Raw genomic sequence first — 26,384 nt, 5'->3', positions numbered from 1 at the left:
GATGTTTGAGGAGGACTTCAGAACCATCCGCTGCGAAGCCGAGGGGCTCGTGGTCAAGGTCATCCTTAATAGGCCCGAGGTACATAACGCTTTCAATGACAGCATGATAACGGAGTTACTTGAAGTGTTTCGTAAGCTTCGCGAAGCTCGCGACGTGAGGGTGGTCGTGTTCACGGGGGCCGGCAAGAGCTTTTGTGCGGGAGCCGACCTCAACTGGATGAAGAGGGTGAAGGACTACTCTTTCGAGGAAAACTTGAGCGAGTCCCTGGACATTTCCGAACTAATGTACTCCATTTATTCTCTGCCGCTCCCCACGATTGCCAGGGTGAACGGAGCCGCCGTCGGCGGCGGCATGGGTTTCGTGGCCGCTTGCGATATTGCCGTGGCTGCGTCCGACGCGCGTTTCAGCTTGAGTGAAGTGAAGCTCGGACTTGTACCCGCGTGCATCTCGCCGTACGTCATCCGCAAGGCAGGGGAGGGCGCCTGCCGAGAATTCATGTTGACGGGAGAGAGACTCACCGCAGAAAAAGCCATGCGGCTTGGGCTCGTGAACGAAGTTGTTGAGCCAGGCGATCTGGACAACGCCGTTTCAGCGCTTGTCGAGAGGCTCATTTCGAGCGGGCCGAAAGCCATTGCCATCTGTAAAGAACTTCTGAGAAAGGTCCCCGCCATGAGCCTTGACGAGGCCAAGAAAATGACGGCCGAGGCCATAGCGAACTTGAGGGTGAGCGACGAAGGTCAGGAAGGAATGAAGGCATTCCTGGAGAAACGGAAACCCCGCTGGTCCACATGAACAAGATCCTTGTTGCGAATAGGGGCGAGATTGCTCTCAGGGTCATGAAGGCCTGCCGCGAAATGGGCATACCTACCGTTGCCGTCTATTCGACCTCGGACAAAGGAAGCCTTCACGTTCAGTTTGCGGACGAGGCGATCTGCATCGGACCCCCTCAGCCGCTCGAGAGCTACCTCAACATCGAAAAAATCATGGGCGCCGCGAAACAGGCTGGAGCCGACGCCGTTCATCCCGGCTACGGGTTTCTGGCCGAGAACTCCGATTTCGCCCGGCGCTGCGCGGAAGAGGGCATCACATTCATCGGGCCAAACCACGAGGCCATGAGGCTTCTCGGAAACAAGGTCGAATCCAGAAAGACGATGGTCAAGGCGGGCATTCCGGTCATTCCTGGCATGATGGGCGGATGTAACGACGCGGGTTCGCTGGCGGGCGAGGCCAATCAGATGGGTTATCCCGTTCTCGTGAAAGCTGCGGGTGGCGGTGGCGGTAAGGGGATGCGGATAGTTCGAGACGCAAAGGAGCTCGAGGACTCTCTCGCAGCGTGCATGAGAGAAGCGAGGTCGGCCTTCGGAGACGACACCATTTATCTCGAGAAATACATAGAGCGGCCGAGACACATCGAGTTTCAAATACTGGCCGACACCCAAGGCAACGTCGTTCACCTTTTCGAAAGAGAGTGTTCCATACAACGGCGCTATCAGAAGATTGTCGAAGAGACCCCGTCCGTTGCCCTCGGCGGAGAGCTCAGAGAGAAGATGGGCAACGTCGCGGTTCAAGTGGCGAGAACGGCGGGCTACACAAATGCAGGGACGGTAGAGTTTCTTTTGGATCAGGCGGGGAAGTTCTACTTCCTTGAGGTGAACGCGCGAGTTCAGGTTGAGCATCCCATAACGGAGGCGGTGGTCGGGGTGGACTTGGTGAAGCAACAGATCCGTGTTGCTTCCGGCGAGAGGCTTTCGCTCAAACAAGAAGACCTGCGTCAGCGCGGGCACGCCATCGAATGTCGAATTTATGCAGAGGATCCGGAGAACGGTTTTCTCCCGTGCGCGGGCAAGATTCTCTTCGTGAAAGAACCCGCGGGGCCGGGCATTCGATGCGACAGCGGAATCTGGAGCGGTTGCGAGGTTTCGGTTCACTACGATCCTATACTCTCGAAGCTTGTCGTGTGGGACGAGACGAGAGAGCAAGCGCGGCGGAGGATGGCATCCGCCCTGAGACAATACGTGATTCTGGGTATAAAGACCACGATCCCCTTCCTCGCAGACGTGATGGAACACCCCGCCTTCGCCGAAGGCAGGACCCACACCGGGTTCATTCCCGAGTACTTTTCGGAGTGGAAACCGGCCGAGGGAGATCCCTTGGAGCTCAAGATCGCACTCTTGGCCGCGGCGCTTGGCAAGAGCAGCTCCACTGTCAAGACAGGGGTCGCGACGAGAGAGACCTTCTCTCCCTGGAAATCCAACAACAGGTGGCGGATCGCCGGGACCGGATGAGAAGCTTTGGCGAGCCTTGAGAAAACGGTGAAAGGCAAGAAATGGAGTTCGTGTTCGTCGTAGGCGAAAGGGAAGAGAAACTCAACGTAGAGGAGAAGGGCGGTTTCTGGCTCGTCAAGTTCGGCGACGAGACCATCGAGGCCGACGTTCTTCCCGTCGGACCCTGCACTTTCTGGATTAGTGCTTCCGGGAAGTCCTTCGTCACCCACGCCGCGGAGAGCGACGGAAAATTCTACGTTTTTGTCGCAGGCCGACAATACTGCATTGCCAAACCGGCCTCGGGAGCCAGGCGGAAATCCGAAATCGGCGGAACGTTAAAGGCAGAGGAAGTCGTCTGCGCTCCGATGCCCGGTGTCATAGTGAAGGTGTCGGTCGCCGAAGGGGAAGTGGTGAAGGCCAACCAGGTCTTGGTGGTCGTCGAGTCCATGAAAATGGAGAACAACATCCGCGCCGGCAGCGAAGCTCGTGTCAAGCGCGTGAACGTCGGGGCGGGCGATTCTGTGAACTTCGGCTCGCCGCTCGTGGAACTGGAACCGATTTCCTCCGCCGGAACTTGAGGCGGTCTCTGCCTGATGGGAAGGAATGACATGCTCAGAGAGAAGATCGAATCGGTCATCGACAGGGTGATTGCAAACAATCTCTGGCGCCAGAACAAGTGCTTCAACCTCATCCCCTCCGAGACGACCCCGAGTCTCCTCGTGAAGTTGTGCGAGATATCTGACCCGGCGGGCAGATACGCCGAGCACAGAACACTCAAGGGCAAAGAGATCTATTTCTATCAGGGCACGGATTTCATACGCGACGTTGAAGAAGAAACCAGGGCCGCCATGTGCGAGTATTTCGGATGCACGAGGGTGGAACTGAGGCCGATAAGCGGCCAGATGGCGAACGAAGTCGTTTTCAAGGCAATGCTGAAGTTCCTGAATCGTGACGCGACACAGGGAAAGCCCTTCACCCGCATGAGAGCCGTCATGAACAACGAGCTCACGAAGGGCGGACACTTGAGCAGCCAGCCCATGGGAGCGCTGTTCAATTACGTCGAGGTTGACCCTGCGACGGGAAAGGAGAGGGTGGTCAATTTTCCCGTGCTCGAGGGCGACCTCTATCGCGCGGACGTCTCGAAGCTGGAAGAGCTGATGACGGCCGCAAAACCGGAGCTTGTTGTCTTCGGAAAGAGCATGTTCATCTACCCCGAACCCGTGCGCGAAGTCGCTCAGATAGCGACAGGAATGAATCCTCGGCCGACGCTGATGTACGACATGGCTCACGTGCTGGGCCTGTACGGAGCGTTCCAGAAGCCGTTCGACGAGGGAGCCGAGCTTGTTACAGGAAGCACGCACAAGACCTTCTTCGGCCCGCAGAGAGGGGTCATAGCGAGTTCAATGGAAAAGGGCGCGCCCAACGCCGGTCTGTGGACGGAAATCAAGGGTCGAGCTTTCCCCGGCTCGACCAGCAATCATCATCTTGGAACGCTTCTGGGGCTGCTCTTGGCCGTCCACGAGATGAACGCCTTCAAGAAAGAGTACCAGGCGCAGGTCATCAAGAATGCGAAGGCATTCGCGGGTCATCTCAAGAAACACGGACTTGATGTTGAAGGAAACTCCGCATACGGTTACACGCAGACCCACCAGGTGATAGTCAGGGTGCGCAAGTACGGCACGGGTGAGGAAATCGCTCAAAGGCTCGAACAAAACGGCATCGTCGTCAACTACCAGGCTCTTCCTGACGACGAGAGCTTCATTAATTCGAGCGGAATCAGAACCGGCGTCCAGGAAATGACGCGATTCGGAATGAGAGAGACTGACTTCGAGGTGCTGGCCGGCCTGGTGGCGGACGTTGTCATACGCAACAAGGACGTCGGTAGAGTCGTTGAGAAGGAAAGGTCGAAATTCCTGGAAATGCAGTACTGCCTGCCCGTCGAGGAAACCGTCCCGCTTGCAGCGAGGGTGTTGGCTTCGTTGCTGCGCGAGTCTGACTACGCAAGAGCATTCGCGGACAATCTCGCTGGCGCCGCCGCGTTGCTGGAAAAGAGGGGATAGTCGCCCGGCAATGAGGTGGGTTTGCCGCTTTGCCTCCGACCGGCCGGGTTACAATCAGGAAGTTTTCGGCTTCGGCGCGGCAGGTTTCAGCATGCGGGTCAGAGTCTCTCCGCAAAACGCCACGTAATTCTTGCACTTGAATCTACGCAATGCTAGCTTGTGATATTTGTCCATTCCCTCTGCGGTGCCGAGGTCACACTCGAGAAGCTCGGCACAAAATGGGCTTCCGAATTTCTTTGAGAAGCCATCGTAGAGTTCGCACGTGAGGGCATAGATTTTCTCTTTGTCGTCCTTCGGCTCGCTTCTCCCGTAGATCTGACCGAGTGCCATGAGGGCGCCTGTCAGCGCCCCGCACACCGAACCCTTTCTTCCCATCCCTCCGCCGAACGCAGTCGCGACACAAGGTATCGAGGGAGTGCGCTTCGTCAGGCACTCTGCAGCAGCCAGAAGAACACTCTCGGCGCAGTTGAAGTCTGTGTCCATGAAGAGCGAAACAGCTTTGGCGGCGATATCATTCCTTCCGCCGTCGGTGTAGTCCTCGCGTACCATGTGACCCCCCCAAGTTCTCAACCGGTTCCAATGAATCCGGGCTGCGTTCAGCCGGCACGATAGACATGTCCGGTAGAATGTGCCCGGAAGCCCATGCTAGTGGAAGCCTTCACACCCGTCAATCGGAAACGGGAAGGTCGTGGCGAAAAACCCCTTTGGTGCTTCGTATTGTGCTTGCAAAAAAGCCTCAAATGTGCTATCATTCCACTGCTTGCGAGATGTCTTTTTTTGTTGTTGTCTTTTGGACCGCTCCAACGACGTTCGCTCTGCAGAGCAGAGAAAACCAAACATGTCTCGACGTTCCACTTCCGCAGTCTCCGTCCGTCCCAATTCGTCTGGGAATCTGCCCGTTGCAGGGAATCGTGCGATTGACGATCCCATGGCGCATCACACCATAAGGGACATCGCACGGCTCTCGGGATTCTCGCGCTCCACGGTTTCTCTGGTGCTGAACGGCGACCCTCGCATAGCTCATTCTACGCGGGCCAAGGTCTGGGAGGTTATTGAAAGGGTGGGCTACGAGCCCAACTGCATGGCCAGGGGTCTCGCGAGGAAGCGTTCAATGATCGTGGCGGTCGTGGTCCCCAAGATATCCGCGCACGTTTTCAGCGACTATTACTTTTCCGAATCCATCAGCGGCATAAGCGACGTTCTCAGTTCAAATGGCTACCGCATGATCATAGAGATGGTCACCGAGAACTTCCTCAAGGATTCGATGCACGTGAGACTCTTTCGCGAGCGCCAGATTGACGGGATGCTGCTGGTTGGGACGCTCGACACCGACACCTACGTCGGAGAGGTTTTCGCAGGGGGCTGCACCGCCGTTCTCGTCAATAGTTGGCGCCCGGGGGTCTCGTGCGTAGTGGCGGACAACTTCGGCGGTGCGCGTCTCGTCGTGTCTCATCTGGCCTCGCTGGGTCACAAAAGCATAGGGTTCATCGGTGGCCTGGACAGCACGACCGTGGGCCTCAGGAGAAACCAAGGTTACAAACGAGGCGTCTCGGATTGCGGTCTACAGTTCGTAAGGAACCACGTCGAGTACGGAGACTTCTCGCAGCAGAGCGGGTATGAGGCCGCCCGGAGAATTCTCTCCAGAAGGAATAGACCGAGTGCCGTCTTTGCGTGCAACGACATGATGGCGATCGGATGCATCGAATACGCGAGGCAGGCAGGGATGGCCGTCCCGGGTGACCTGGCCGTGGTAGGAGCTGATGACATAGCGCTGGGTTCGTACGTCGAACCACGACTCACCACGCTCAGGCAACCCATGTTCGAAATAGGCTGTCTCGCTACCAGTCTCTTGCTCAAGAAACTCTCCGGTTCCGGGGAATGGCCGGTGGAGGAGACGGTTGCTACTGAGCTCATAGTCCGCGAATCTTGCGGCTGCAACGTCACGACACATTTGGAGACACCAAGAGGAGCGATCTCAAGTCTCAGGAAAGAGGGTTAAGGAACATGGAGCGCACACTGCAATCGACTATTGTCACGTCGCTAATCGTCCTTGGGCTTACGTTGGTGTCTCTTGCGTACGCGCTGGCGGCGCCCGTTCCGGGCGGTGATGCCGATGGTCGCCAGGGAATCGGCGCTCAGAGTCTACCCGCCGGCGTCACTGCTTCTCCCGCGCCTGGAACATTCTCGGCCAGGCTTCTAGCGGCTCCCGTCGCATGGCCTTCAGGTTCGCTCAAGGGAGTGGGCAAGGTCATCCGGCGTGAAGACGGTTCAGTTTCGCCGGGAGACATTCTCTCACTCTACGTTCACGAGCAGGACGGATACGAGAGCTTTCGAGTGAGCCTCGTAAGCATGAAGGACCTGAGAACCGGGAAAGAGATATTTTTCAGCAAAGGCATCCGCGTCTATGTCCTGATTGACAATGCCCCCGGAGGTGAGACCGCTCTGCCGAACGGTCTGGCAGGCAGAGCGCCGTTTGCCTGGGACGAGCTCGTCGAGATCAGACCCGGTGCGGCAGGCACAGGAGCAGGTGAGTCTCCCGCGGGCGCGCAAGCGGCTCACGTCCCCGGTAGTCTTCGCGTCCGCACCAACTCGGCCGCCGGAGAGACTCTCTTTGACGAACGCTTCATGAACGTGGTCAGTTCCTCCGACGCCGTCCTTGCGGCGATTCCCCGCGCAAGGGTTTCGGCCGCCCCCGTCGCGCAGAACGTCACGGGGTATTTTGTCATTACCGCATCAGGGAACACAGTTTTGGACACGCTCACGGCTTTTGACCCGGCTCCCGTCACGTACGAGGCGAACGTCGCCTTCGTTCACCACGGTAACCAGGGTCTCGGTCACTCCGACGTCTTCCACGGTCGCTACGGCGCCGAGGCGGAGAGCGGCTTCGACGAAACCCTCGAAAAGCACGAGGCCACGGGGATCCCCGGCAACTTCCAGCTTTGTCCTCTTCTTCAGACCTCGCAACTCTGGGATCACAATTGCGGAGACGTAATGGACTTCAACACGTGGCTTGCGACGGGCGTGACAGAGGGATGGGCCGGAATAGTCTCGTCGGCCTACGGACAGCACATGATGCCGTTTGTGCAGAACAGCATGAACGACTGGGCGGTCAACATCGAGACCCAGATGGGCAACACAAGATACGGTTATTACCCGCGCGTGGCGTGGGTTCCCGAGCGGGTCTGGCTCAGCTCCTCTTCCTATCCGTCGGCCGGCGTTTCAGATTGGATAGGTGACAACTGGACCAACAACGGGGTCTATTCGGTCATTCTCGACGACGACGTTCACGGAATAGGCTACGACAATCACCAGATTCACACGATGAGCGGGAGCTCGCTCAAGGTGATTCTCAGAGACCACGATTTCACCGGCAAGATGCACTCCGGGGATGGCGCCGGCGCATTGGCCGTCTTGCAGAATCTCGCTTCGTCGGGCAACGGCACTTACAGGATCGTAACATATGCAGACGACTGGGAGATGGTCGCCGCGATGGGTGAGTGGGCGCAGACCATGCCGTACGCGAAGGGCACGTATGACTGGATGATGGACAAGTGCGTGTCCGAGAGCTCGTGGCTCCACACGTGGAAGCTGGCGGACGCACTCAGCAATCCTAGTTTCAACGGTTCTTCGGCGATGAGCGTCACGAATGGTACTTACTGGGGCATAGGCGGGACGGACGGATATGGCGGCAGCAACAATGCGTGGTACACGCACTGGGCCGGCTACATTCCGTACGCCAACGGAGGCGATGGTTACGGAAACTGTGCCGGCACCGGCGGCAACTGCAAGAACTACGGCACGCTCTGGGACGACGCCTACGATGCTCTCATGGCAGCGCCGAACAACAACATCTCGCAGGCCGGATGGTACGTTCTCATGACCAACCTCCACGAGACCGGTTGGCACGATTACGTGGGAGGACCGATCAGCGATTGGGAGAAGAAATACTCCTCCCACATGAAGAACGCTAACACGTACGCGGAGGCTTCCAGATGGGCGGCCGGCCTCTACGCAAATTCCACGGGCGCATATCTCAGCGACATCGACAACGACGGCTATTCGGAACTTGTGATGTACAACGACAGGGTGTTAGCCGTGTTTGAGTCCATCGGCGGGCGGGCCGTCAACATTTTTGCAAAGGGCTCCGACTACAGTTTTTCGGTCGTCGGCGTTGACAACGCCTATTGGTATGGCACGGACGCAGACTACAACGACGGCAACCACGTCGGGGCGCTGAGCGACGTCGGCCCCAACTATCAGCATTCCCTCTACTCGATGGAAGTCAACCAAGCAAGCGGTGACACCGTCCAGGCCACGTTCCAGCACGAAGGTGTAAAGAAGATCGTGAAGCTTATTGCCGGACAACCGTACCTGGACGTTATCTACTACACGGGCGGGACGCAGGCCTACGTTCAGACCGGCTTTTCCCCGGACTTGGTTGACCTTGTCTGGAACGCAAGCATGGACCGCATCTGGGTCTCCGACATCGCCTACGTGGGGCAGAGGAACCCCAATACGGGTGCTACGGGCGCGTACGTCGTCGGAACCGGTGGGACGTCTCACGTCAGGGATTTCACGGGCACCATAATGAAGGGAGACGAGATCACAGGGAGACAGGCGTTCGAGCTGTACCTTTACGCCGGAAAGACATCTACACCGGACGGACAGGGGAGGGTAGCGGAGCTCGAAGTTCTTGCCGATTCACTCTACGACAAGGTGAAACCCGAGGTGGTCACTTCGACTTATTTCCCCGGGCGTGACGAGCTTTCCATTGAGTTCACCGAGGACATCAATTATCAGCAGGTCACGCTCACCGGGATCTCAATAGACGATGACAACGACGGTGCGGCCGAGGTCACACTCGACAGCAGTTCTCACGTGACGAATACTGCAAACGGTCCCGCCATCGTGATCTCGGTAGCGGCAGCCACGGCCGCCCAGATAGAGGCGCTCAACACTTCCAATCTCAGGCTGCTCCTCGCCGTCAACACTGTTTGCGACGTTCACGGCAACGGAAACCTCGCCGTGAGAAACACCGACAACAAGATGATTTCATACGGACTGCCTACCATGATCGCGATCGATGGACATCTCTCTTCGGACGAGTGGCCTGCCTGCGCCATGGCGGTCAGAGATTCCAACGATTCCCAGTGGAGCTCATCCAACGAGATAGACGCGCTTTACGTGGCGATGGACAGCACATATCTGTATCTGGCGCTTGACGGGAAGGTCACCGCCAATAGCTGGATCGTATATCTTGACACCGATCCGGGCGGCTCGAACGGTCAGACCGACCTCACGGGCATCGACCACTGGGAGAGGGGCGCTTTGTTCACCGCCTCCGGTTTCAAGGCCGATTGGGAGTACGGTTGCTATCAGCATCAGGGACAATCCGACGGTGACAGTTTCTGGAAAATAACATCGCCCACGACGAGCGTCGCATATTCCGACTCGATCCTCAGCGCCTTCGACTCGATGCACTATTACGGAGATGTAGGGGGCAGTGAGCTTGCGATTCCGTGGAGCGTATTGTTCGGGTTGGGAGAGGGGAGAGTCCCCGAGCACTGCAGCATATCAATGGTGGCGTCGCTTTGCTGGGATCCGGAGCCAAGCGGAGTCCTGGGCGGAGACAGCGCGCCCAGCAATGTCAGCGCCGTCCTGCCTACCATTGACAGGGTGTTCACGTTTGTCGTGGACGCCGACGGCGACGGCCGCCCTGATTTGCCTGACGGAACGCCGCCTACACTGGCCTCGGCTCAATCGCTGGGAGACACGCTCGTCTCCGTGGTCTTTAGCGAGTGTGTGACCGCGGCCACGGCCGAGGAAATCGGCAACTACAGTGCTTACGAAACTCTTGTGCCCGGTAATCAGCTTCCCATTCTTGATGCAACCCTTCAGGGAGACGGTAAGACGGTGGTGCTCAAGACCGGCCAGCAACTTCCCCTTTCTTACACGGTTCAGGTGAGCGGCGTTCAGGATACATCGTGCTACAAGAATGAAATCGAGGCCAACAGCAGCGTCGAGTTTGACGGAGAGACTACGTCTGTGCCCGGTGAGCCCAGACCCACCGTTGACATTCTCCACCAGAACTTCCCCAATCCGTTCAATCCCGCAACGACCGTGGAGCTGAGTCTGGCAGGCAGCGCGCATGTTCGGCTCAGGATATTCGACTCGCAGGGTCGGGTCGTGCGGACCCTTGCCGACGCCAATCTCGGCCCCGGCGTGTGGAGATTTGTGTGGAACGGCGTCTCGGAGGACGGTAGAGTCTGCGGCTCCGGCGTCTATTTCTATAGCGTCGAGTCTGATAGAATCAGAGAGACCAGGAAAATGATACTTCTGAAGTAGTACGAACTGACTCTGCGGTGAGGATCGTTTCTGAGTGTCGTCTCGCGGTGCGGGCAGCGTCAAGTAACCGCTGCGCCGGTTTCGACGGCAGACCGGCAGAAAGTGGAGTCTCGCCGGGACGGTTCTCGAGGTGCTTGAATTCGGGTAAGAAAGAGGTTTCAAGACGATCGCTCTGGATGTAGAATGACTCTTCGGCATCCGGCGCCTGTGGTTCTTCGGTAAGTGATGAGGGCGCGAGAATCGGGCGACTTGTGCCGTATCCAACATTTGGAATGCCTCCAGGGAATCAGCAGCATTTGGACACGAACATCCGAGGGGTGTGAAGGAAGGTCGGGACTTCGTAAAGAGGGGTAAGGGGTCACTTCGGTTTGATGATGGGTTCTATCGGAACGTCTCTTCCGCAGAATGAACGCGAGTTCGTGAACGACTTCGTGGATGTGGGGTCCCTATGGAAGACTCTCCGGGACGGGACACGTGATCGAGTCCTTTCCCGGGCGCAGTCCGCCCTGCCGGCGGTTCTGCTCGCTTCTCTGTTGGCTCTTCTGTTTACTCTTTCGCTTCCTCGAGTTTCCTACGCCACCAGCTACAACTCACCGCAAATCGATGGTTACATCAATTTCACCTCTGCGGATTGGGACAGCAACGAAGTGGCCATCCCGGATTCGCCAAGCGATTCCAAGTGGCCGGGGAACGAAATCGACAGCATCCTTGTCACGTGGGACGCGGACAGTCTCTACGTCGGTTACATCTACGTCGTCAACAACAACGCGATGGTCGTCTTGATAGACGCCGGCACCGGCGTCGGTGATTCCGACATCAATAATCTCAACTGGTATCCTCGCAATTTCAGGCTCAGCGAAGGGAAGGCCGAGGTCATTATTGCCGGCTGGAACGCGGGAATGCCGGGTGTGAGGCGGATAACCGGAGACGGTCAGACGCAAGACATGAGCGCCTCGTGCCGCATCACGAACAGCGCGCAAAGCGGTGTGAAGGGTGCGGTCGAGATTGCCATTCCGTGGCGTGCCATCTACGAACTGGGAGCGGGTAGAATCAAGCCGGGCGCCATTCTGAGGATTGTCGGGTTCGTGGCCGGCGGCGACAACTACGGAGGATGCGACTCGGCGCCCGACAACCCCGGTGTGGACGGTGGGGCGGGGCCGGTTATTCTCAGCAACCTTTTCCTCGCCTTCTGTGACAGAAACGGCGACGGAATTCCCGACGAAGGTTTTCCGCCCTCGGGCGCAATCGGCGGAACCGTCACTTTGAGCAACGCCGACGACCTCACCACCGTCGTGATCGTGACGGCCTTCCGTGCGGGCACGACCGATGTCGCCGGCAAGGCGACTGCGCCCGCAGGAGGCGGAGCCTACCGGATCGGCAACCTGCCTGACGGCAACTATGACCTCACATTTGAGGCTTCTTCCTACGTGAGCCGCACGCTCCAGAACATCGCGGTCTCGGGAGGAGGCGAATCCGTCGGCAACGATGTCACACTTCAATACGTGAGTGGAAAGATCACGGGAACTCTGAGCTTCGCCGATGGTCCGGGCGCGCTGGCCGTCATCACGGCCTACGTGAGCGGCACTACGACCGCGGCCGGGACGAGTCCCGTGAGCGTGGGGCCTCCAGGCGCAAGCTTTACGATCTCGCTATTGCCTGACGCCGGGTACGACCTCGTTGTTACTGCACCGGGATACCAGAGGGTCACCCTGCCCGTCACCGTGTCGGGAGGAGGAACGACGGACGCTGGCGCCATCGCGCTCCACGCCGTCCGAGGGACGAAATTCGTTTTTGCGAAGTCGGTGCCGGATTCGTGCGATGTTCTGGGCACGGTAAGCCTGCCGGCCGCCGGAATCTATCTTTACGTCTCGGTCTACGTTGAGGCCAGGGATTCGCTTGGGCAGCTCGACATCTTCAATCTGAGCCACTTCAGCGACAGTGTCTACATATCTTGCAGCCTGCTCGATCCTTCGCTCGCTCCGCTGGGTCACGTGATTGTGGCCGACGGAGACACCCTGGAACTTCCCGGGGGGCTTCTCACTGCGGCCTCGTTCCAAAGTGGGAGGGCCACGCTGCTCGCGGCCGACGACGTTGTGGAGGTCCTCCTCATCAAGGCGTCACCAGCCGTGAGCCTCGGATACGGAAGCCCCGGAACCGTGAGGGTCGGTTTTCTCCCGCGAAATCCCGTGAGCGTCGAACTCACGATTGAGCCGGACGCGATCGAGGCCGGCGGAGTGGAAAAGGCGACAGTGAGGGGGCAGCTCAAGGACGCGGTCGGCAGCAATTCGACGGAAAGCGGCGTTTCGGTCGACCTGAAGCTGCTTTCCGGCGAGGGTACCCTCGCGCCGGCGTCCACGACCACCGACACGAACGGCCAGTTTGAGGTTGAGTTTTATTCCAGCAAGGCCGGCCTTGTCGTCGTCTCGGATTCCGTCCTTTACAACGGGCAGAAGCTCAGTACGAATTCTGTGTCCGTGACCGTAATTCCGGGGCCGGGGACCTACGTAGAGCTCAAACCGCAGTACGAGGTTGTGTACGCGGAACTGCGTTTCACGATCGGCGCCCAGATTACCGACGCTTTCGGAAACGAGGTTGCAGAACCCGGAGTTTCCATATCACTTTTCTCTTCACCCTCCGGAAGGCTCTCGGAGCTCTCTAGTCCTCTCGTGACCGACGGCAACGGCCACGCTTCGGGTTTCGCCACGGCCGCTCAATCGTACGGTGCGGTCGAAATCTCCGGTAACTCCCCGTATGCGGTCCAACCAGTGACTCTATCAATTGAGGCGGATCTCGTTGCCGTGGACGAGTCGGCTCCCGAAAGTGACCCGTTGCACCACAGCATCGTGGGAATGGATCTTACGGGCGTCTATGTTCGGCTGGAAGACGATACTCTCAAAGTTTACGTTCCGTTCGAGTCGGATTGGACCGGCGCGCACGTGGCCGTGATATTCGAGACCGAAGGCGACGAACAAGGATTGCTTAACGATACCTTCAAGTTCCCGATCGCGTTTTACCATACTCTGAAGCCGGACTTCATCTTCACGGACAAGTTTCAGGCGAATTCTGACGGCGATCCGGGGAACGATTACGCCGATTTCCGCAGATGGGCGGGCCCGGGAATCGACAGCTTCTGGGACCTGGCCGCTCAAACCTGGACGACGGATGCGTCGAACTCGAACAAGAATGCCGCCTCCTGGACTCGACACGACGGCACAGGTGTGCACATATCGGTGCCGCGTCAGGTCATGGGTCTAGCCGTCGGAGATTCGCTCAGAGTCGAGGCCTATTGCATGGACGAGCCAAGCGCGAAGAGGACCGCTCTTGATTCCTGCCCTCAAGACAGCACGCACGACATGACGGGCAACTGGTGGGAAACCGCTATTGATACTGTGAGGTTACACAACTACGGTTCTTTGAAACTCGCGGCGTTGCCGCAGGCGCCCGTCATCTCCGGAGCCGCTGTCGCACCTTCGCCCGCGTCGACCGGAGAAGTAGTCCGCGTACTGGCCTCGATCACCCCGAGAGATGATGGCGTCGGAGACGTCACGGTCGACCTGAGTGCAATCGGGGGCAGTTCGGTCCAGCGTCTTTACGACGACGGCACAAACGGAGACGCGACGACGGGCGACGCGGTCTACTCCTACGCGTTCACCGTCTCCGACTCCGTGCCCGGCGGGGTTCACACTCTCACAATCACGGCGAGGGACGATTCCAATCGTTCAAAGAGCACGGCGTCGATTCTTCTCGAGATTGCCGTGGAGCGGGTGTTGATCCGGTCCTTTGAGGATCCGAGCGACGACGACCACGGTCCCAATCAATACGGGAAGGCGGGCCTGTACTATCTGTATCCCACCAACCCCGTCTTTTACGCCGGCTCTTTCGACTTGAGAAACGTGGAGATCATAGACGAGGGAGACTGGCTCGATTTCAGAGTGACGATCGGCGATTTGACGAGTCCCAGCGAACCGAATGCCGCGAACTGGAACGCGATATATCCTTCCGCGACGACCTGTACGAACCCCGGATGGGTTCCTCTCAACCTTCAGAACGCCGTCATCTTCATCGACAGCGAGAAGGGTGGCGCAACGACTGCGTTGCCCAACAGGTGGGCCGACGTGGCGGCATGGGATGCGTGGGAGTTTGCAATTGTGGCGGACGGCTGGTGGAAGGGTGCTCTGGCCTCGAACGGCAGCAACGATTCCTATTCGTGGACCAAGTACAAGTCCGACGCGGACTACTGGTTCTGCACCAACTACGCAGACAACACAATGGACATGCACGTGAACAAGGAGATTCTTGGCAACCCTTCCGTCGAAGACGTGAGCAAGTGGGACATTATTGCAGTCATGTCTTCGCACGACGGAGCGTCCACGGATGAGAATTTCGGGATGGTGCGATGGATAAACGAGGGCTCGGCAACCGAGTGGAACTTCGGAGGGGGGTTGAGCGGGGAGTCCAGCCGGGAGCGGGACGCAAACATAATTGATGTTGCGACCTCGTCGGGCGAGGGGAAACTCGCCGGCAAGACGCAAGGGGAGATGCTCGACTACACGACGGATGCCGCCAAGGCAAGATTCAACGCCGGGCAGGTCGCAGTCGTTCTCGAGGCGACGCGATTTGAAGACTACGCACCGCCCGCAATATCGGCCTTTCCGACGAACGGCACTGCCGTCACCAGGTGGTTTGCGATGGAAAACGCACCGCTGGTCATCGGGACCGTCGTCACTGATGACGACGAGGTGGCGGAAGCTTTCCTCAAGTGGAGGCCGCTCAGGGGTTCTTTCTCGAGCCCCATCAGGATGTCGCACCTGCTTGAGGACCTCTGGGTCGCCGACATTGATTTCTCCGACGTGACTTCTGTCGTGAATTCCGTGGAAGGAAAGCTCTACTTTGAATTGCAGGTCAGTGCCACGGACCGTTCCGGGAACACTGCCGAAAGCCGGCTCTTCACGGCCGAGGTGAGTACGGAGCGACCGGAACAGTACTTGCTCACGGACATTGAACAATACGCCGATCCTCTCACCGGCGAAATCATTCTGCAAGGAGTGCCTTTCGTCGTACCGGATGGCTCGGCTCTCGTCATACCCGCCGGTCTGCTCCCGGACACGTCCAAGGTGTACGACCTCGTCTTCACGTCGCTTTCCGGCGTGGACTTGTCGCACAAGCCCCAGGGAATGGGTAGCTTCACGGGCGTTGCGAGAAGCTTTGAGATTGTCGGGAGAGAGGCGGACTCCACGGCGGGAAGCGGCACGTCCCTGACGGATTTTGTCGAACCGTTCACGGTTCTCCTTCACTATCCTGCATACGCTGTTGGAGCCGGCGATGCCAGAGGCCTTGCCATCTACGGGTGGCAGGAAGAGACCTCCAGATGGGTTCTCTTTGGTGGAAATGCGACGTCGAGGCCGGGCCTCGTAAGCGTCGCGACTCGAACGCCGGGAACCTACGGGATCTTCGCAGATCGTTTCAGCATCGATCTGGACAAGACCCTCTCCTCAGTCGCGATCTCACCGAACCCCTTCTCGCCGAACGGTGACGGCCTCTACGAGGAAACACAGATATCGTTTTATCTGAGTAAGGCCGCCAGTGTGCTCATCGAGATATACGACATGAGAGGGCAACTTGTGCGAAGATACGACCGCAAGAGCTACAGTGAGCCTGGGAGAATCGAAGGTGAATCCTGGGACGGGAAGGACGGAGAGGGAACAACGGTTCCGTATGGAATATACATAGTCCGTTTTGAAGCCATTGACCAGGAATACAACAGAGCGGAGAGACTCAACAAGGCAGTCGTGGTGATCAAATGAGGCGTCGCACCGGAGTCGAAGATATTCGTGAGGCAATAGTGCGAGTCGGAGCGAGACGTGGCACGGTGGGTTGCGGTGTGCCTGTGATCTTGCTGGTGACTCTTCTGTCGTCGGCCTTTGTTTTCTCCGCGGCGCGCGCAGATTTTGTGAACCCGGACGTGGGTGCAAGACCTCTCGCAATAGGCGGTGCCTTCGTGGGTGTGGCCGACGATGCAAATGCCGTCGTCTGGAACCCTGCGGGTCTCACCCAGAAGATTTCTTTCGAGATGACGGGTATGATAAACAGAATCTACTCCGTCGACGGCTTGCGAAACGACTATTTTGCCGTCTCCAAGACAGTCCGGGCCGGCAAGATGGGTCTGGGATTCGCCTGGATGAGAACGGAACTCACGGACGTCTACAGCGAGGACAACATCTTGATCTCCGTTGCTCACGAAATCAGGAACGGAGTCTCTGCCGGAGTCACTCTCAAGCGCTTCTCGGTCTCGGCTCCGGGCTACGAATATTACAACGATCCTAATTTCAAGGGCGCTGACAATTCGTGGAGCGCGGACGCCTCGCTCTTCTATAAGAGGGGAAACATGAGGGGCGGCTTCTCGGTCAGGAACATTGTCGAACCTGAGATCAAGCTCATTTCCACGACGTCCGCCCCGGACAAGGTGCCGCGCGAGTTTTCTCTCGGCGCGTCGTATCTGTTCAGAGGCACGATGCTCTTGACCGGCGAGGTGAGGCGAAGGAGTTTTGTCCCCGACTATTACGATTCTAAATTCACGCTTCACGGTGGAACGGAGGTCTGGTTTTACGACGTATTCGCACTGCGAGCGGGTTACGACGGGGGGCACGCCACAGTGGGATGGGGGCTCTTCGTGGATCCGGTCGGGGTTGACATATCGTTGCTTTCTACGAGGAGAATCGGAAACATCTACAGACTCTCGGCGTCTCTCAGATTCTAGGAGTAACATGAGTGCGCCGGCGCGAGAGCGAGAGAACGAGAGCATGAACAAGCGCTCCGATGGAGTCACTTTAAGGATCATGAAGCTTGGTCACACAGTCACGCTGGTCACGTTGCTGACGACGGCGTTCCTCCTGTCGGCGGTGGTCCCTCTGTTCGCCGTCTCCACCTTGGAATGGTATTACGAGGCTCAGACAGAGCTGAACGGCGAGGATCGCTCCTGGGGCATCAATGAGCCGCGGCACTATCTGGAGCTCGCCCTCAGGACGACCCCGATGCCAGACGTAGAAGGATTCTTAAGATTCAGCGCCGAGTCCAACAGGTGGAAGGACTACAAACGATACAATCTTATCTTCGCCAAAGAGGGGCACATCAGGACGAAATGGAAAAACGCCGAGGCCGTTCTTTTCTCTCAGGAAAACAGATTCTGGTTCTCCGAGCCACTTCTTGAAATCGTGAATCCCGACAGGGTGAAGGACGACGACTACGGCCCGCGCGCCCAGGGGATTCGGCTTGACTTCTGGGGACTCAAGAACTTCAACGGAGTGAGCTACTACAGTCAGAAGAGGAGCGGCGAGGACAACGTCGCGTTCAGGGGCAAGAGACCTTTTCTCCACGACAAACTTGTGATCGGCGCCACCCTGGCAAATCACAACTTCGGCTCCGACGTACACGACTACGACAGGGTCGTCGCCGCGGACATAGAGCTGGCGCTGGGACACCTTGTTCCAACTTTGTCGCGTTTCGGACGAGTCACGTTGGCGACCGAGGTCGGGAGGAACATCTCGGGCAGGTGGCTCGACGCGATTGAGAACCCTCTCACGAACGGGTTCAAGACTGAAATAAGAGATTTCAGTGTGGGCGACTTCTACAACGTGGCTTCCTATCAATACTACGAGACCAACTTCTACACCGGCATGTCAAATCGCGAGTCGGACGACGATTACAAGGGATACTACGTAGAGACGAATTATCGTATTCCGACCAAGGCGGTCAATCTCAAGGCGTCCAGATATGACTACAGAGCCTTCCGGCTCAGGGATTCGAAGGGGCAATTGTGGGGTAAGAGTCAGAGCGTCGGTGAAGTCTACGTCGAGTTTGTGAGAGGCTTCACGTCCAGGGCCGAGTACAGATATTACAGGGACAACAATGGAATCTACCCGAATTTCCTCTTCGAAGTGGCGGGAGAGAACAGACTCGCCAGGATTCGCACGCAGCTCAGAGTGAAGGACATCAACACAATATACCAACTTGAAGCCTACGGCTTCGAGATGAGCGTTAACCTTTCCGACAAGTGGAAGTTCTACTCGAGGGTGATGAACGTCAATGTGCCGACGCAGTCCCGCCAGACGGTGTTCCTGCAACTGAGGTACACCGGCTGGACGAGCGGAGAAGGCTTCGTCGAATTCGGAAATCCGGACCAGAGTAACGACCTCGTCAACGACGATGATTTCGTGCAATGGGATAGTAACGCCAGCACGCAGAGATACGTCAAACTCTTCCTCAAGATGTACTACTGACGTGCCACCAGGGAGAAGCACGCCAGCAAGATGAAGACATATTACGGAGACGTGAGAGGGGAAGCGCAATGAAGAAGCGGACACGGCGGTCAAGAGAAAAGGCGAACAAGAGGTCCGGCAAAACGAGGGGCAAGAAACCGCATAGAAAGTCCGGGATGAGGTCGGGCGGGGAGTTGCCAGGAAGCCCCATGCCCGGAGGACCCTTTCCCGTAGGTTTTCTTCTCGCTTTGGTCATCGTCCTTGCGGTGGTCCCTTACTGTACCGCCGCCGTCCAGAAGACGGCGCTCGGGTACGAGTTCACGTACGAAGACCCGGGTGCGGCAAGCGTCAGTGTGGCCGGCGGATTCAACAATTGGAGTACCACCACCAATCCCATGACGAAGGACGGCAAGGGAGTCTGGGGGGTCGCCATGGCTCTGGGTCCCGGCAAGTACGAGTACAAGTTCGTCGTCAACGGCAGTAGCTGGATAGCAGATCCCGACAATCCCATCGTGGTTGGAGACAACGGGAACTCTCAAATCGAAATAGACGCGGAAGGCAACCTGGTCGAGAAACCCACCGTGCGCAAGTTCTCGAACACCTCGTTGGGGTCAAGAGTTGCAATAAACGGTTACTTCAGAGCTACATATCCCGCGCAATCTGATGTTGCCGGCGATGAACGACTCAGACTCACGAGGCCGGAGCACGAGTTCAACATGGACGTCAACGTGAAAGCGAGTGACAACGTCGGCGGGTCGGTGCGAATCCAATTCGACACGGGCACGGGAACACTCCAGGAAACGCAGGGAAGCATCTATTCCGGCCACCTGAATCTTCTGACCTCTGCCTTCGACATCAAGGGATACTACAACGAGGAACTTCTCAGCTTTGATGAACCTCTCGAGCTGCTGGGCCACGAGGACCTGAGGGGAACGATCAGGGAGGAGCACTTGGACTACGGCCGCGGCACTCAGGGCGCCGTTTTCACGGCGCACGGATTGGGTGTCGAAGGCACCATGATGTACACCGACGTTTACGATTTTGACCGATTCAACAATCCTTCTACGTACGACGACACCGGCACGGACGTTATGGGCGCGAGGTTGACGAAGGAGCTGAGATCCGGCCTGGTTCGCGCTGGTCTGAGCTGGCTTCGCCTACAGAACGGCTGGTGGGTGGATTTTGTGAGCGGTGCCAACGGCAGCGCGGACATAGATTCTTTCAAACTGGCGACCGGTTCCTCCAGTGACTGGTTCGAACTCGGCACCGCCGATCAGACACTCGCCACCGACGTTCGATTCATGCTGCCCAGAAAGCTGCGTTGCACCGTCGAATATGCCTACTGGAGTTGGAGCGCCGCATGGGACGTGGGAAACAAGGAGAGGCTCGAGGGAACAAGCACGGCCAACGGCTCCATCGACGTTCCGATCGGCGAAGACTCGGGCCACCGGGTCAAGGCGCTTCTCGAGAGAGACGTCAACGACAATCTCAAGCTCTCGATCAGCCACGAGATCCAACGATACAAGGCGATGAAGGCGGGCGATCTCTACGTTGACTTTCGTCGCGCGCCGTTCGCGGATCCCTCCGTGAATACGTTCACAGGAATCGGCTCGATTTCCGGTTTCTCGGTCGCAGAGCTTCCGCTTTTGCCCGAGAGAAACAACGACATTACCGAGCTGGATCTTGGCTTCGTGTTCAAGAATCTCAGCGGCCTGATAGAGGTTGATAGAACCAGGATGGAGCGCGCCTATTCCGTGGCAGATTCGGTTTCTCCGACGGTTCCTTCCACTCAGACCAACGAGCGATGGAGAGTGGCGCCGGGGTTTTCTCTCGGGCTTTTGGGCGGGAGGCTCACCCTGGGACTCGACTACGAATACATCCAGAATAATCCGGAGGGGCAGTTCTTCTCGAGCTTTTCCATCTCGGACCAATTGTATGCGTCACAATGCTATGATACTCGAGAGCTCATCGTCTCGGGAAAATTGGAACTGACGCAGCGTGTGGCGACGGTGTGGGATGTGAGGAGGATGGTCTACGCGGCGAACAAAGGCCAAGAGCCGTCGCCGGAGGATTCCTATGTTTCCCCATACGTGGCTTTGGTCTACGCTCCGAGCCCCAGCATAGAGCTGCGATTGGGATACCACGTGAATCCGGTCTACTATAAGGACGCTCCTCTGGAGGGCCGCGGAAACGGCAGACAGATCTGGCGTGACGCTTACATGTGGGAGCATGGCGTGGACGTGTTTGCCGCCGAGCGAGCCTTGAGCGACGTCACAATGATAACCCTCATGGGTGTCATAAACTTCTAGCAACCCGGCTCCGCGGCGATCTCGTCGGCGAGAGCTCTCTGTCGCCGAGTGAGCGAGGGCTCTCCGGTCATCAAGAGAGGTGTGAATTTCGTGAAGAGAAGTAGCTTTGGAATCCACGCGCCTGCTCTCGGTTCTTATCGCCCCGTCGTTCTGTTCGTCTTCTGCCTGGTTCTTCTTGTCTCCGGCTGCGCCGTGATGAGAGCAATAAGAACCAGGATACCCAAGCCGCACCCCACTCCCACGGGAGTCATCTTTCAGTACGAGGCGCCCGCCGCGCGCCAGGTCAATCTTGCCGGAAGCTTCAACAACTGGGGAGGGACGCAGGGTGGCGGCAGGTTTGATCCCAACATTGACCCGATGTCGTCGGACGAAAAGGGAATCTGGAGCATCTACGTTCCTCTTCCACCGGGAAGGTATCAGTACAAGTTTGTAGTAGATCAGGTGAGATGGGAGAAGGATCCAAACAATCCAGACATAGAGAATGAAACTGGTTATCAGAACACGTTCCTTGTGGTGCCCGAAGGCATCAAGTACGACGTGCCCTACCTTTCTCTCGCTGCCTCTCTCGAGAACGCTGGGACGAGAGCCGCGCCTAAGGGAAGTGAAGTTGAATTCACCTTGAGCGCGCCGGACGCCAAATCCGTGTATTTGGCCGGTGATTTCAATAATTGGGCTGGTGACAAGGACGGGATGAAGAAGGGCCAAGACGGAATCTGGAGAATCAAGATCGCCATCCCTGCGGGAAAGCATGAGTACAAGTTTGTTGTGGACGGGCAGTGGAACGTGGATCCCGATAACCCCAACAAGGTTGCCGACCCGTACGGCGGCTTCAACTCCGTCATAGATGTCAGCGAGTAACCGTTTTCTCTCGGAAATAGTGTCTTAGAAGTCGGCATGGATGAGGACTCACCTTGTGCGCCGAAGGAGGGCCTGATGAAAGAGACACAGTCACGGCCAAACCTGGTCTTGCTGGGGACTGCATTTCTCGTGGTATTTCTCGCCGCGTTTGCCGCCACGGCACCGTTCCAAGCGCCGCCTGCATTTGCGGGGCCACCTCAGAAGACGGGGGAGGGAATTGAATTCCAATTCTATGCTCCCGACGCGAAGGCCGTCTATCTGTCAGGAGAGTTCAACGACTGGGCTCCGGAGGCCGACCTCATGACGAAGGACGAAGACGGAATCTTCAGGCTCACGAAGAGGCTAAGCCCTCGCCGTTACGAATATAAGTTCGTCATAGATGGAACGTGGAAGGAAGATCCTGCGAATCCGGCAAAGGCGCCGGATCCCTACGGCGGATCCAACTCGGTGATCGTGGTCCTCGAGAACGGTGAGGTCTCAATGGAAGTTGCAAAGAAACCATCTCCGGCTCCGATAGTGGGACAGATTACTGCGTCGGGCAGACCCATCTACTTCGCGATCTTGTGGCATCAGCATCAGCCTCGTTACGAACGAGATTCGGTCAGCGGGGAATACCTCGACCCGTGGGTCAGGCTTCACTGCGCGAAAGACTACTACGACATGGCGGCGATGGTCCAGGAGTTCGAAGGACTCAAGTACTCTGTCAACCTCACGCCGGTTCTTCTCACTCAAATGGAGGAAATAGTCCGAGGTTACGAGACAAACGGTCCCACAGACAAGATGCTCAGACTGAGCGCCAGGCCGGCGAGTGCGCTTACGCAGGACGACAAGGTGTTCTTGCTCGCGAGATTCTTTGACGCAAACTGGTCCAACCAGATAGACCCTTTTCCTCGCTACCGGGAGCTCAGAGACAGGCGGGTCGGCTTTAGCCCCGAGAAGCTGCTCGAGAGCGTGCCGCGATATTCGGCCCAAGACTTTCTCGACCTGCAGGTCTGGTTCAATCTGGCCTGGATGGACCCCGATTTCCTCAAGGGTGGGGTCGAGCTTCCCTCGGGCTTGAAGATTGATCTCTCTGATTTGGTCAAGAAGGGGCAGGGTTTTACCGAGGCCGAGAAGAAGAGACTTCTTGACGCGCAGATTGAAATCATGCGGAACGTGATTCCGATTCACAAGAAACTCCAAGACGCGGGCCGGATCGAGGTCACGACGACGCCCTTCTATCACCCCATTCTCCCTCTCATTTATGACACAGACCTCGCGCAGGTCGCGATGCCTAACGTGGTGCTGCCCTCCGAGCGGTTCAGTTTTCCTGGAGACGCCACCGAGCAGGTGAGGAGGGCCTCTGCGTTCTACGAACAGAGGTTCGGCAGAAAACCGGAAGGAATGTGGCCGGGAGAAGGAGCGGTTGCGCAGGAAATAATCGACGTCGTTGCCTCGCAAGGTTTCAAGTGGTTCGCCACCGACATGGAGAATCTCGCCCAGTCTCTCGGGAAGACCAACCTGACGGACGAAGAGAAATTCTCGATTTACAGGGGCACTCAGAACGGAGCATCGCTTGGTCTGGTCTTCAGGGACACGGGCTTTTCCAACGACATAGGCTTCAAGTTCGCCCGCGTGGACCCGGTCGAGGCCGCCAACGATTTTATCAAGAACCTTTCCAACATCCAGCGGGACCTTGCAGACTCCGACAAAGATCACATAGTTGTTGTGATCCTCGACGGGGAGAACCCCTGGCAGAACTACGAGAACGACGGGAAAGATTTTCTGCGCGCACTCTATTCTCAACTTGCGAAGGCATCCTGGGTTAAGACGACGACCATCAGCGAGTTTCTGAGAACCCACCCTCTCGAGACCCTCCCGGTGGTAGACAAGCTCTGGGCGGGTTCGTGGGACGGACATTCCTTCGCGACGTGGATTGGTGAACCGGACGAAGACGCGGCCTGGGACGACCTGACTCTTGCGAGACGCGCGTTCGAGGAATGGAAGGCTGGCGCGGCCGCCGGCGAAGGGGAGGAGGTCGGTGACCGGGGCAAGGCCGCCGGTGCTGCCGTGAAGGCGCCTGACGCACGCTTGGTGGCACAGGTTTACGAGCTCCTTCTTGCTGCGGAGGGAAGCGACTGGTTCTGGTGGTACGGAAAAGACAAGGATTCAGGTAACGACGAGCGCTTTGACGAAGCCTTCAGGAACACTCTCAAGCAGGCATACGTTCTCATGGGAAAAGAGCCGCCGGAATACCTGTCGGAATCCATAATTGGAGTCGGTGCGAGGGCCGCGACTGTGTCCGCCGCCGGGAAAGGTCCTCTCCCGGGCGGTACAGAGAAGACTCTCCTTTCCATGGACGACCCTCTCGGCGACGACAACGGCCCAGGCAGCTACACGTACCCCACGAACGCTGTCTTTGTAGGTGGGGCATACGACGCCAAGCACTTCGAGGTCTCTATGGACAGCACCGACATATTCTTCAGAGTGTCGATCGCGGGCGACCTGACGGACCCCTGGGGCGGCGACGTTGCCTTCTGTCTCCAGGGTATTGATCTTTATATCGACACGGACGGAAAACCCGGCAGCGGCGCAAAACAGCTCTACACTGCGAGAAACGCCAACGCGGGGTCCGGGTCGGAATGGGAATACTACGTCATGGCGAACATGGACGAAGTGGGCTTGTACGATGTGGATTTGAAACGTATTCCCCGCGCACGGGTTGCGGCGTGGGGTGACCCGCTTACGCGCACGATTACCGTGAAAGTCCCCGTGGAATTCGTCGGCAAGCCCGACCGGAATTGGAAGGTAATTGCGTTCGTGGTCGGGCACGACGGCTATAGCCCCGGACGCGTGAGGCCGATCACGACAACGTCACAAGAATGGAGCTTCGGCGGGAGCGTCAATTCCTCGCTCGAGCCAGGGATAATCGACCTGATCGTACCGCCGGGTCAGAGTCAGAAGGACATTCTCGGTGCCTTCAAGGCGACGGGGAAACTCGTAGAGATACCGGGCGTTAAGATTATGGGGAAGTAGGAGTAAGGAGTCGATGATGAAGTCCGTGCGATTTCTCCGCGTATTCTTGTGCGTTCTTGCGGCTGTTCTTGCCGTGCCGGCCGTGCTTTACCTCGCGGGCGGCTGTGCCAAGAAAGAGGAAAAGGGAATAGCGGTCTGGGAGCAGATGGACCCCGAGGAGCAGAAGCTTCTAGACGCCAGGATCGCGGTTTTCCAGAAAACTCACCCCGATGTGCCCATCACAAGACTCCATTTCGAGACCGAGCTACTCAGAACGCAGTATCAGACGGCGGCCTTGGCCGGCGGTGGCCCCGCCCTTGTCTTTGGCCCGTCGGATCAGATCGGGCCGTTCTCAGTCATGAAACTAGTCCGCCCGCTGGACGAACTCTTCGGCGCCGCCTTTTTCGCCCAGTTCATAGAGGGGAGCCTGGACACCCTGGACGGGCACATCTACGCCGTTCCAGACCAGGTTGGCAATCATCTTGCCCTCGCGTACAACAAGAAATTTGTGAAGAGACCGCCTGCTACCAGCGATGAGCTCATCGCCTTCGCCAAGCAGAACACTGTTGACGAGAATCACGACGGCGTCACTGATAGGTACGGCCTCGTATTTAACGCTGTCGAACCCTTCTGGCTGGTGCCTTTCCTTGGTGGCTTCGGCGGTTGGGTAATGGACAAGAACAACAATCCGACGCTTGATTCTCCTGCCATGACAAAGGCGCTCGCGTTCGTGAGAGACTTGCGGATAAAGTACCGCGTCATGCCTACAGAATGCGACTACCAGCAGGCCGAAACGCTTTTCAAAGAGGGGAAAGCTGCAATGATAATAAACGGCCCGTGGTCCTGGGGAGGGTACATCTCCGCAGGTATTGACGTAGGGCTGACGCCGATACCCAGGATGTCGGAGACAGGACTCTGGCCGACGCCTATGGTCTCGTCAAAAGGATACTCCGTGAATGTGAACTGTCCCGAGAAGAAGCTTCCAATTGTGAAAGAGCTCGTCGATTTTCTTACGTCCACCGAGAATCAGGTCGAAAGCGCGACGAAGATCAAGATGCTGCCCGCGAGGAAGGCGGCGGCTGAAAGCCTGCTCGCCAGGGGCGATCCGTTTCTTGAAACGTCTCTGGCTCAGGTCAAACTGGGCCGCAGGATGCCCGTGGTGCCCGAGATGAGAGCGATCTGGGACAGCATGCGTCCCTCGTATCAGAATGTCCTGAACAACGAGATAACGCCGCAAGAGGCCGCGAACAAGATGCAGAAGGCCGCAGTCGAGGCGATCACCAAGATGAAGGAGTAGG

Annotated in this window: 14 protein-coding genes; 13 read left to right on the top strand and 1 reads right to left on the bottom strand. The window is 57.6% G+C overall.

Going from position 1 to position 26,384, the window contains the following annotated elements:
* Window position 1 precedes the first annotated feature (1 nt).
* From NTX17_09590 to NTX17_09575, 4 genes are read left to right on the top strand one after another with little or no spacing between them, the layout of a single operon-like run.
* A complete protein-coding gene (locus NTX17_09590; GenBank protein ID MCX5801624.1) occupies window positions 2-793 on the top strand; it encodes an enoyl-CoA hydratase/isomerase family protein in 792 nt (263 codons plus the stop codon).
* Window positions 790-2,286 carry an acetyl-CoA carboxylase biotin carboxylase subunit gene (gene accC / locus NTX17_09585; GenBank protein MCX5801623.1) on the top strand — a complete coding sequence of 499 codons (1,497 nt, stop codon included), beginning with the start codon at window positions 790-792 and terminating at the stop codon, window positions 2,284-2,286. The genes NTX17_09590 and accC overlap by 4 nt, the downstream gene beginning before the upstream one ends.
* A 41-nt stretch (window positions 2,287-2,327) precedes the next feature.
* Complete coding sequence (locus NTX17_09580) at window positions 2,328-2,843, top strand: hypothetical protein (GenBank protein ID MCX5801622.1); 516 nt, start codon at window positions 2,328-2,330, stop codon at window positions 2,841-2,843.
* 15 nt (window positions 2,844-2,858) lie between these two features.
* Window positions 2,859-4,325 (top strand): hypothetical protein, encoded by a 1,467-nt coding sequence (locus tag NTX17_09575; GenBank protein MCX5801621.1) that lies wholly within the window; start codon window positions 2,859-2,861, stop codon window positions 4,323-4,325.
* 54 nt (window positions 4,326-4,379) lie between these two features.
* Here the strand turns inward: NTX17_09575 and NTX17_09570 are convergent, their stop codons facing one another.
* On the bottom strand, window positions 4,380-4,874 hold the full coding sequence (locus NTX17_09570; protein ID MCX5801620.1) for a C-GCAxxG-C-C family protein: 495 nt from the start codon (window positions 4,872-4,874) through the stop codon (window positions 4,380-4,382).
* 289 nt (window positions 4,875-5,163) lie between these two features.
* Here NTX17_09570 and NTX17_09565 point away from each other — a divergent pair, with 289 nt between their 5' ends.
* The 9 genes from NTX17_09565 to NTX17_09525 all read left to right on the top strand — a co-directional run bounded on the left by NTX17_09565 (window position 5,164) and on the right by NTX17_09525 (window position 26,383).
* Window positions 5,164-6,324 (top strand): LacI family DNA-binding transcriptional regulator, encoded by a 1,161-nt coding sequence (locus tag NTX17_09565; protein MCX5801619.1) that lies wholly within the window; start codon window positions 5,164-5,166, stop codon window positions 6,322-6,324.
* 5 nt (window positions 6,325-6,329) lie between these two features.
* The gene (locus tag NTX17_09560) at window positions 6,330-10,670 is read left to right on the top strand and encodes a T9SS type A sorting domain-containing protein (GenBank protein MCX5801618.1); all 4,341 of its coding nucleotides are present in this window, start codon (window positions 6,330-6,332) and stop codon (window positions 10,668-10,670) included.
* 371 nt (window positions 10,671-11,041) lie between these two features.
* Window positions 11,042-16,474: a gliding motility-associated C-terminal domain-containing protein gene (locus NTX17_09555; GenBank protein MCX5801617.1), complete on the top strand. Its 5,433-nt coding sequence runs from the start codon at window positions 11,042-11,044 to the stop codon at window positions 16,472-16,474.
* Complete coding sequence (locus NTX17_09550) at window positions 16,471-17,427, top strand: type IX secretion system membrane protein PorP/SprF (GenBank protein ID MCX5801616.1); 957 nt, start codon at window positions 16,471-16,473, stop codon at window positions 17,425-17,427. The genes NTX17_09555 and NTX17_09550 overlap by 4 nt, the downstream gene beginning before the upstream one ends.
* A 7-nt stretch (window positions 17,428-17,434) precedes the next feature.
* Window positions 17,435-18,946: a hypothetical protein gene (locus NTX17_09545; protein ID MCX5801615.1), complete on the top strand. Its 1,512-nt coding sequence runs from the start codon at window positions 17,435-17,437 to the stop codon at window positions 18,944-18,946.
* 68 nt (window positions 18,947-19,014) lie between these two features.
* Window positions 19,015-21,234 (top strand): glycogen-binding domain-containing protein, encoded by a 2,220-nt coding sequence (locus tag NTX17_09540; protein MCX5801614.1) that lies wholly within the window; start codon window positions 19,015-19,017, stop codon window positions 21,232-21,234.
* A gap of 90 nt (window positions 21,235-21,324) precedes the next feature.
* Window positions 21,325-22,092 (top strand): glycogen-binding domain-containing protein, encoded by a 768-nt coding sequence (locus tag NTX17_09535; protein MCX5801613.1) that lies wholly within the window; start codon window positions 21,325-21,327, stop codon window positions 22,090-22,092.
* A 75-nt stretch (window positions 22,093-22,167) separates the two neighbouring features.
* The gene (locus NTX17_09530) at window positions 22,168-25,107 is read left to right on the top strand and encodes a hypothetical protein (protein MCX5801612.1); all 2,940 of its coding nucleotides are present in this window, start codon (window positions 22,168-22,170) and stop codon (window positions 25,105-25,107) included.
* 16 nt (window positions 25,108-25,123) lie between these two features.
* Window positions 25,124-26,383 (top strand): extracellular solute-binding protein, encoded by a 1,260-nt coding sequence (locus tag NTX17_09525; GenBank protein ID MCX5801611.1) that lies wholly within the window; start codon window positions 25,124-25,126, stop codon window positions 26,381-26,383.
* Window position 26,384: the final 1 nt, after the last annotated feature.

This window comes from Candidatus Eisenbacteria bacterium (assembly GCA_026388185.1).
Classification (GTDB): domain Bacteria; phylum Eisenbacteria; class RBG-16-71-46; order JAFGJU01; family JAFGJU01; genus JAPLKG01.
Note: the sequence above shows the minus strand (reverse complement) of the source record. Positions and strands in the feature narration are given on the sequence as shown.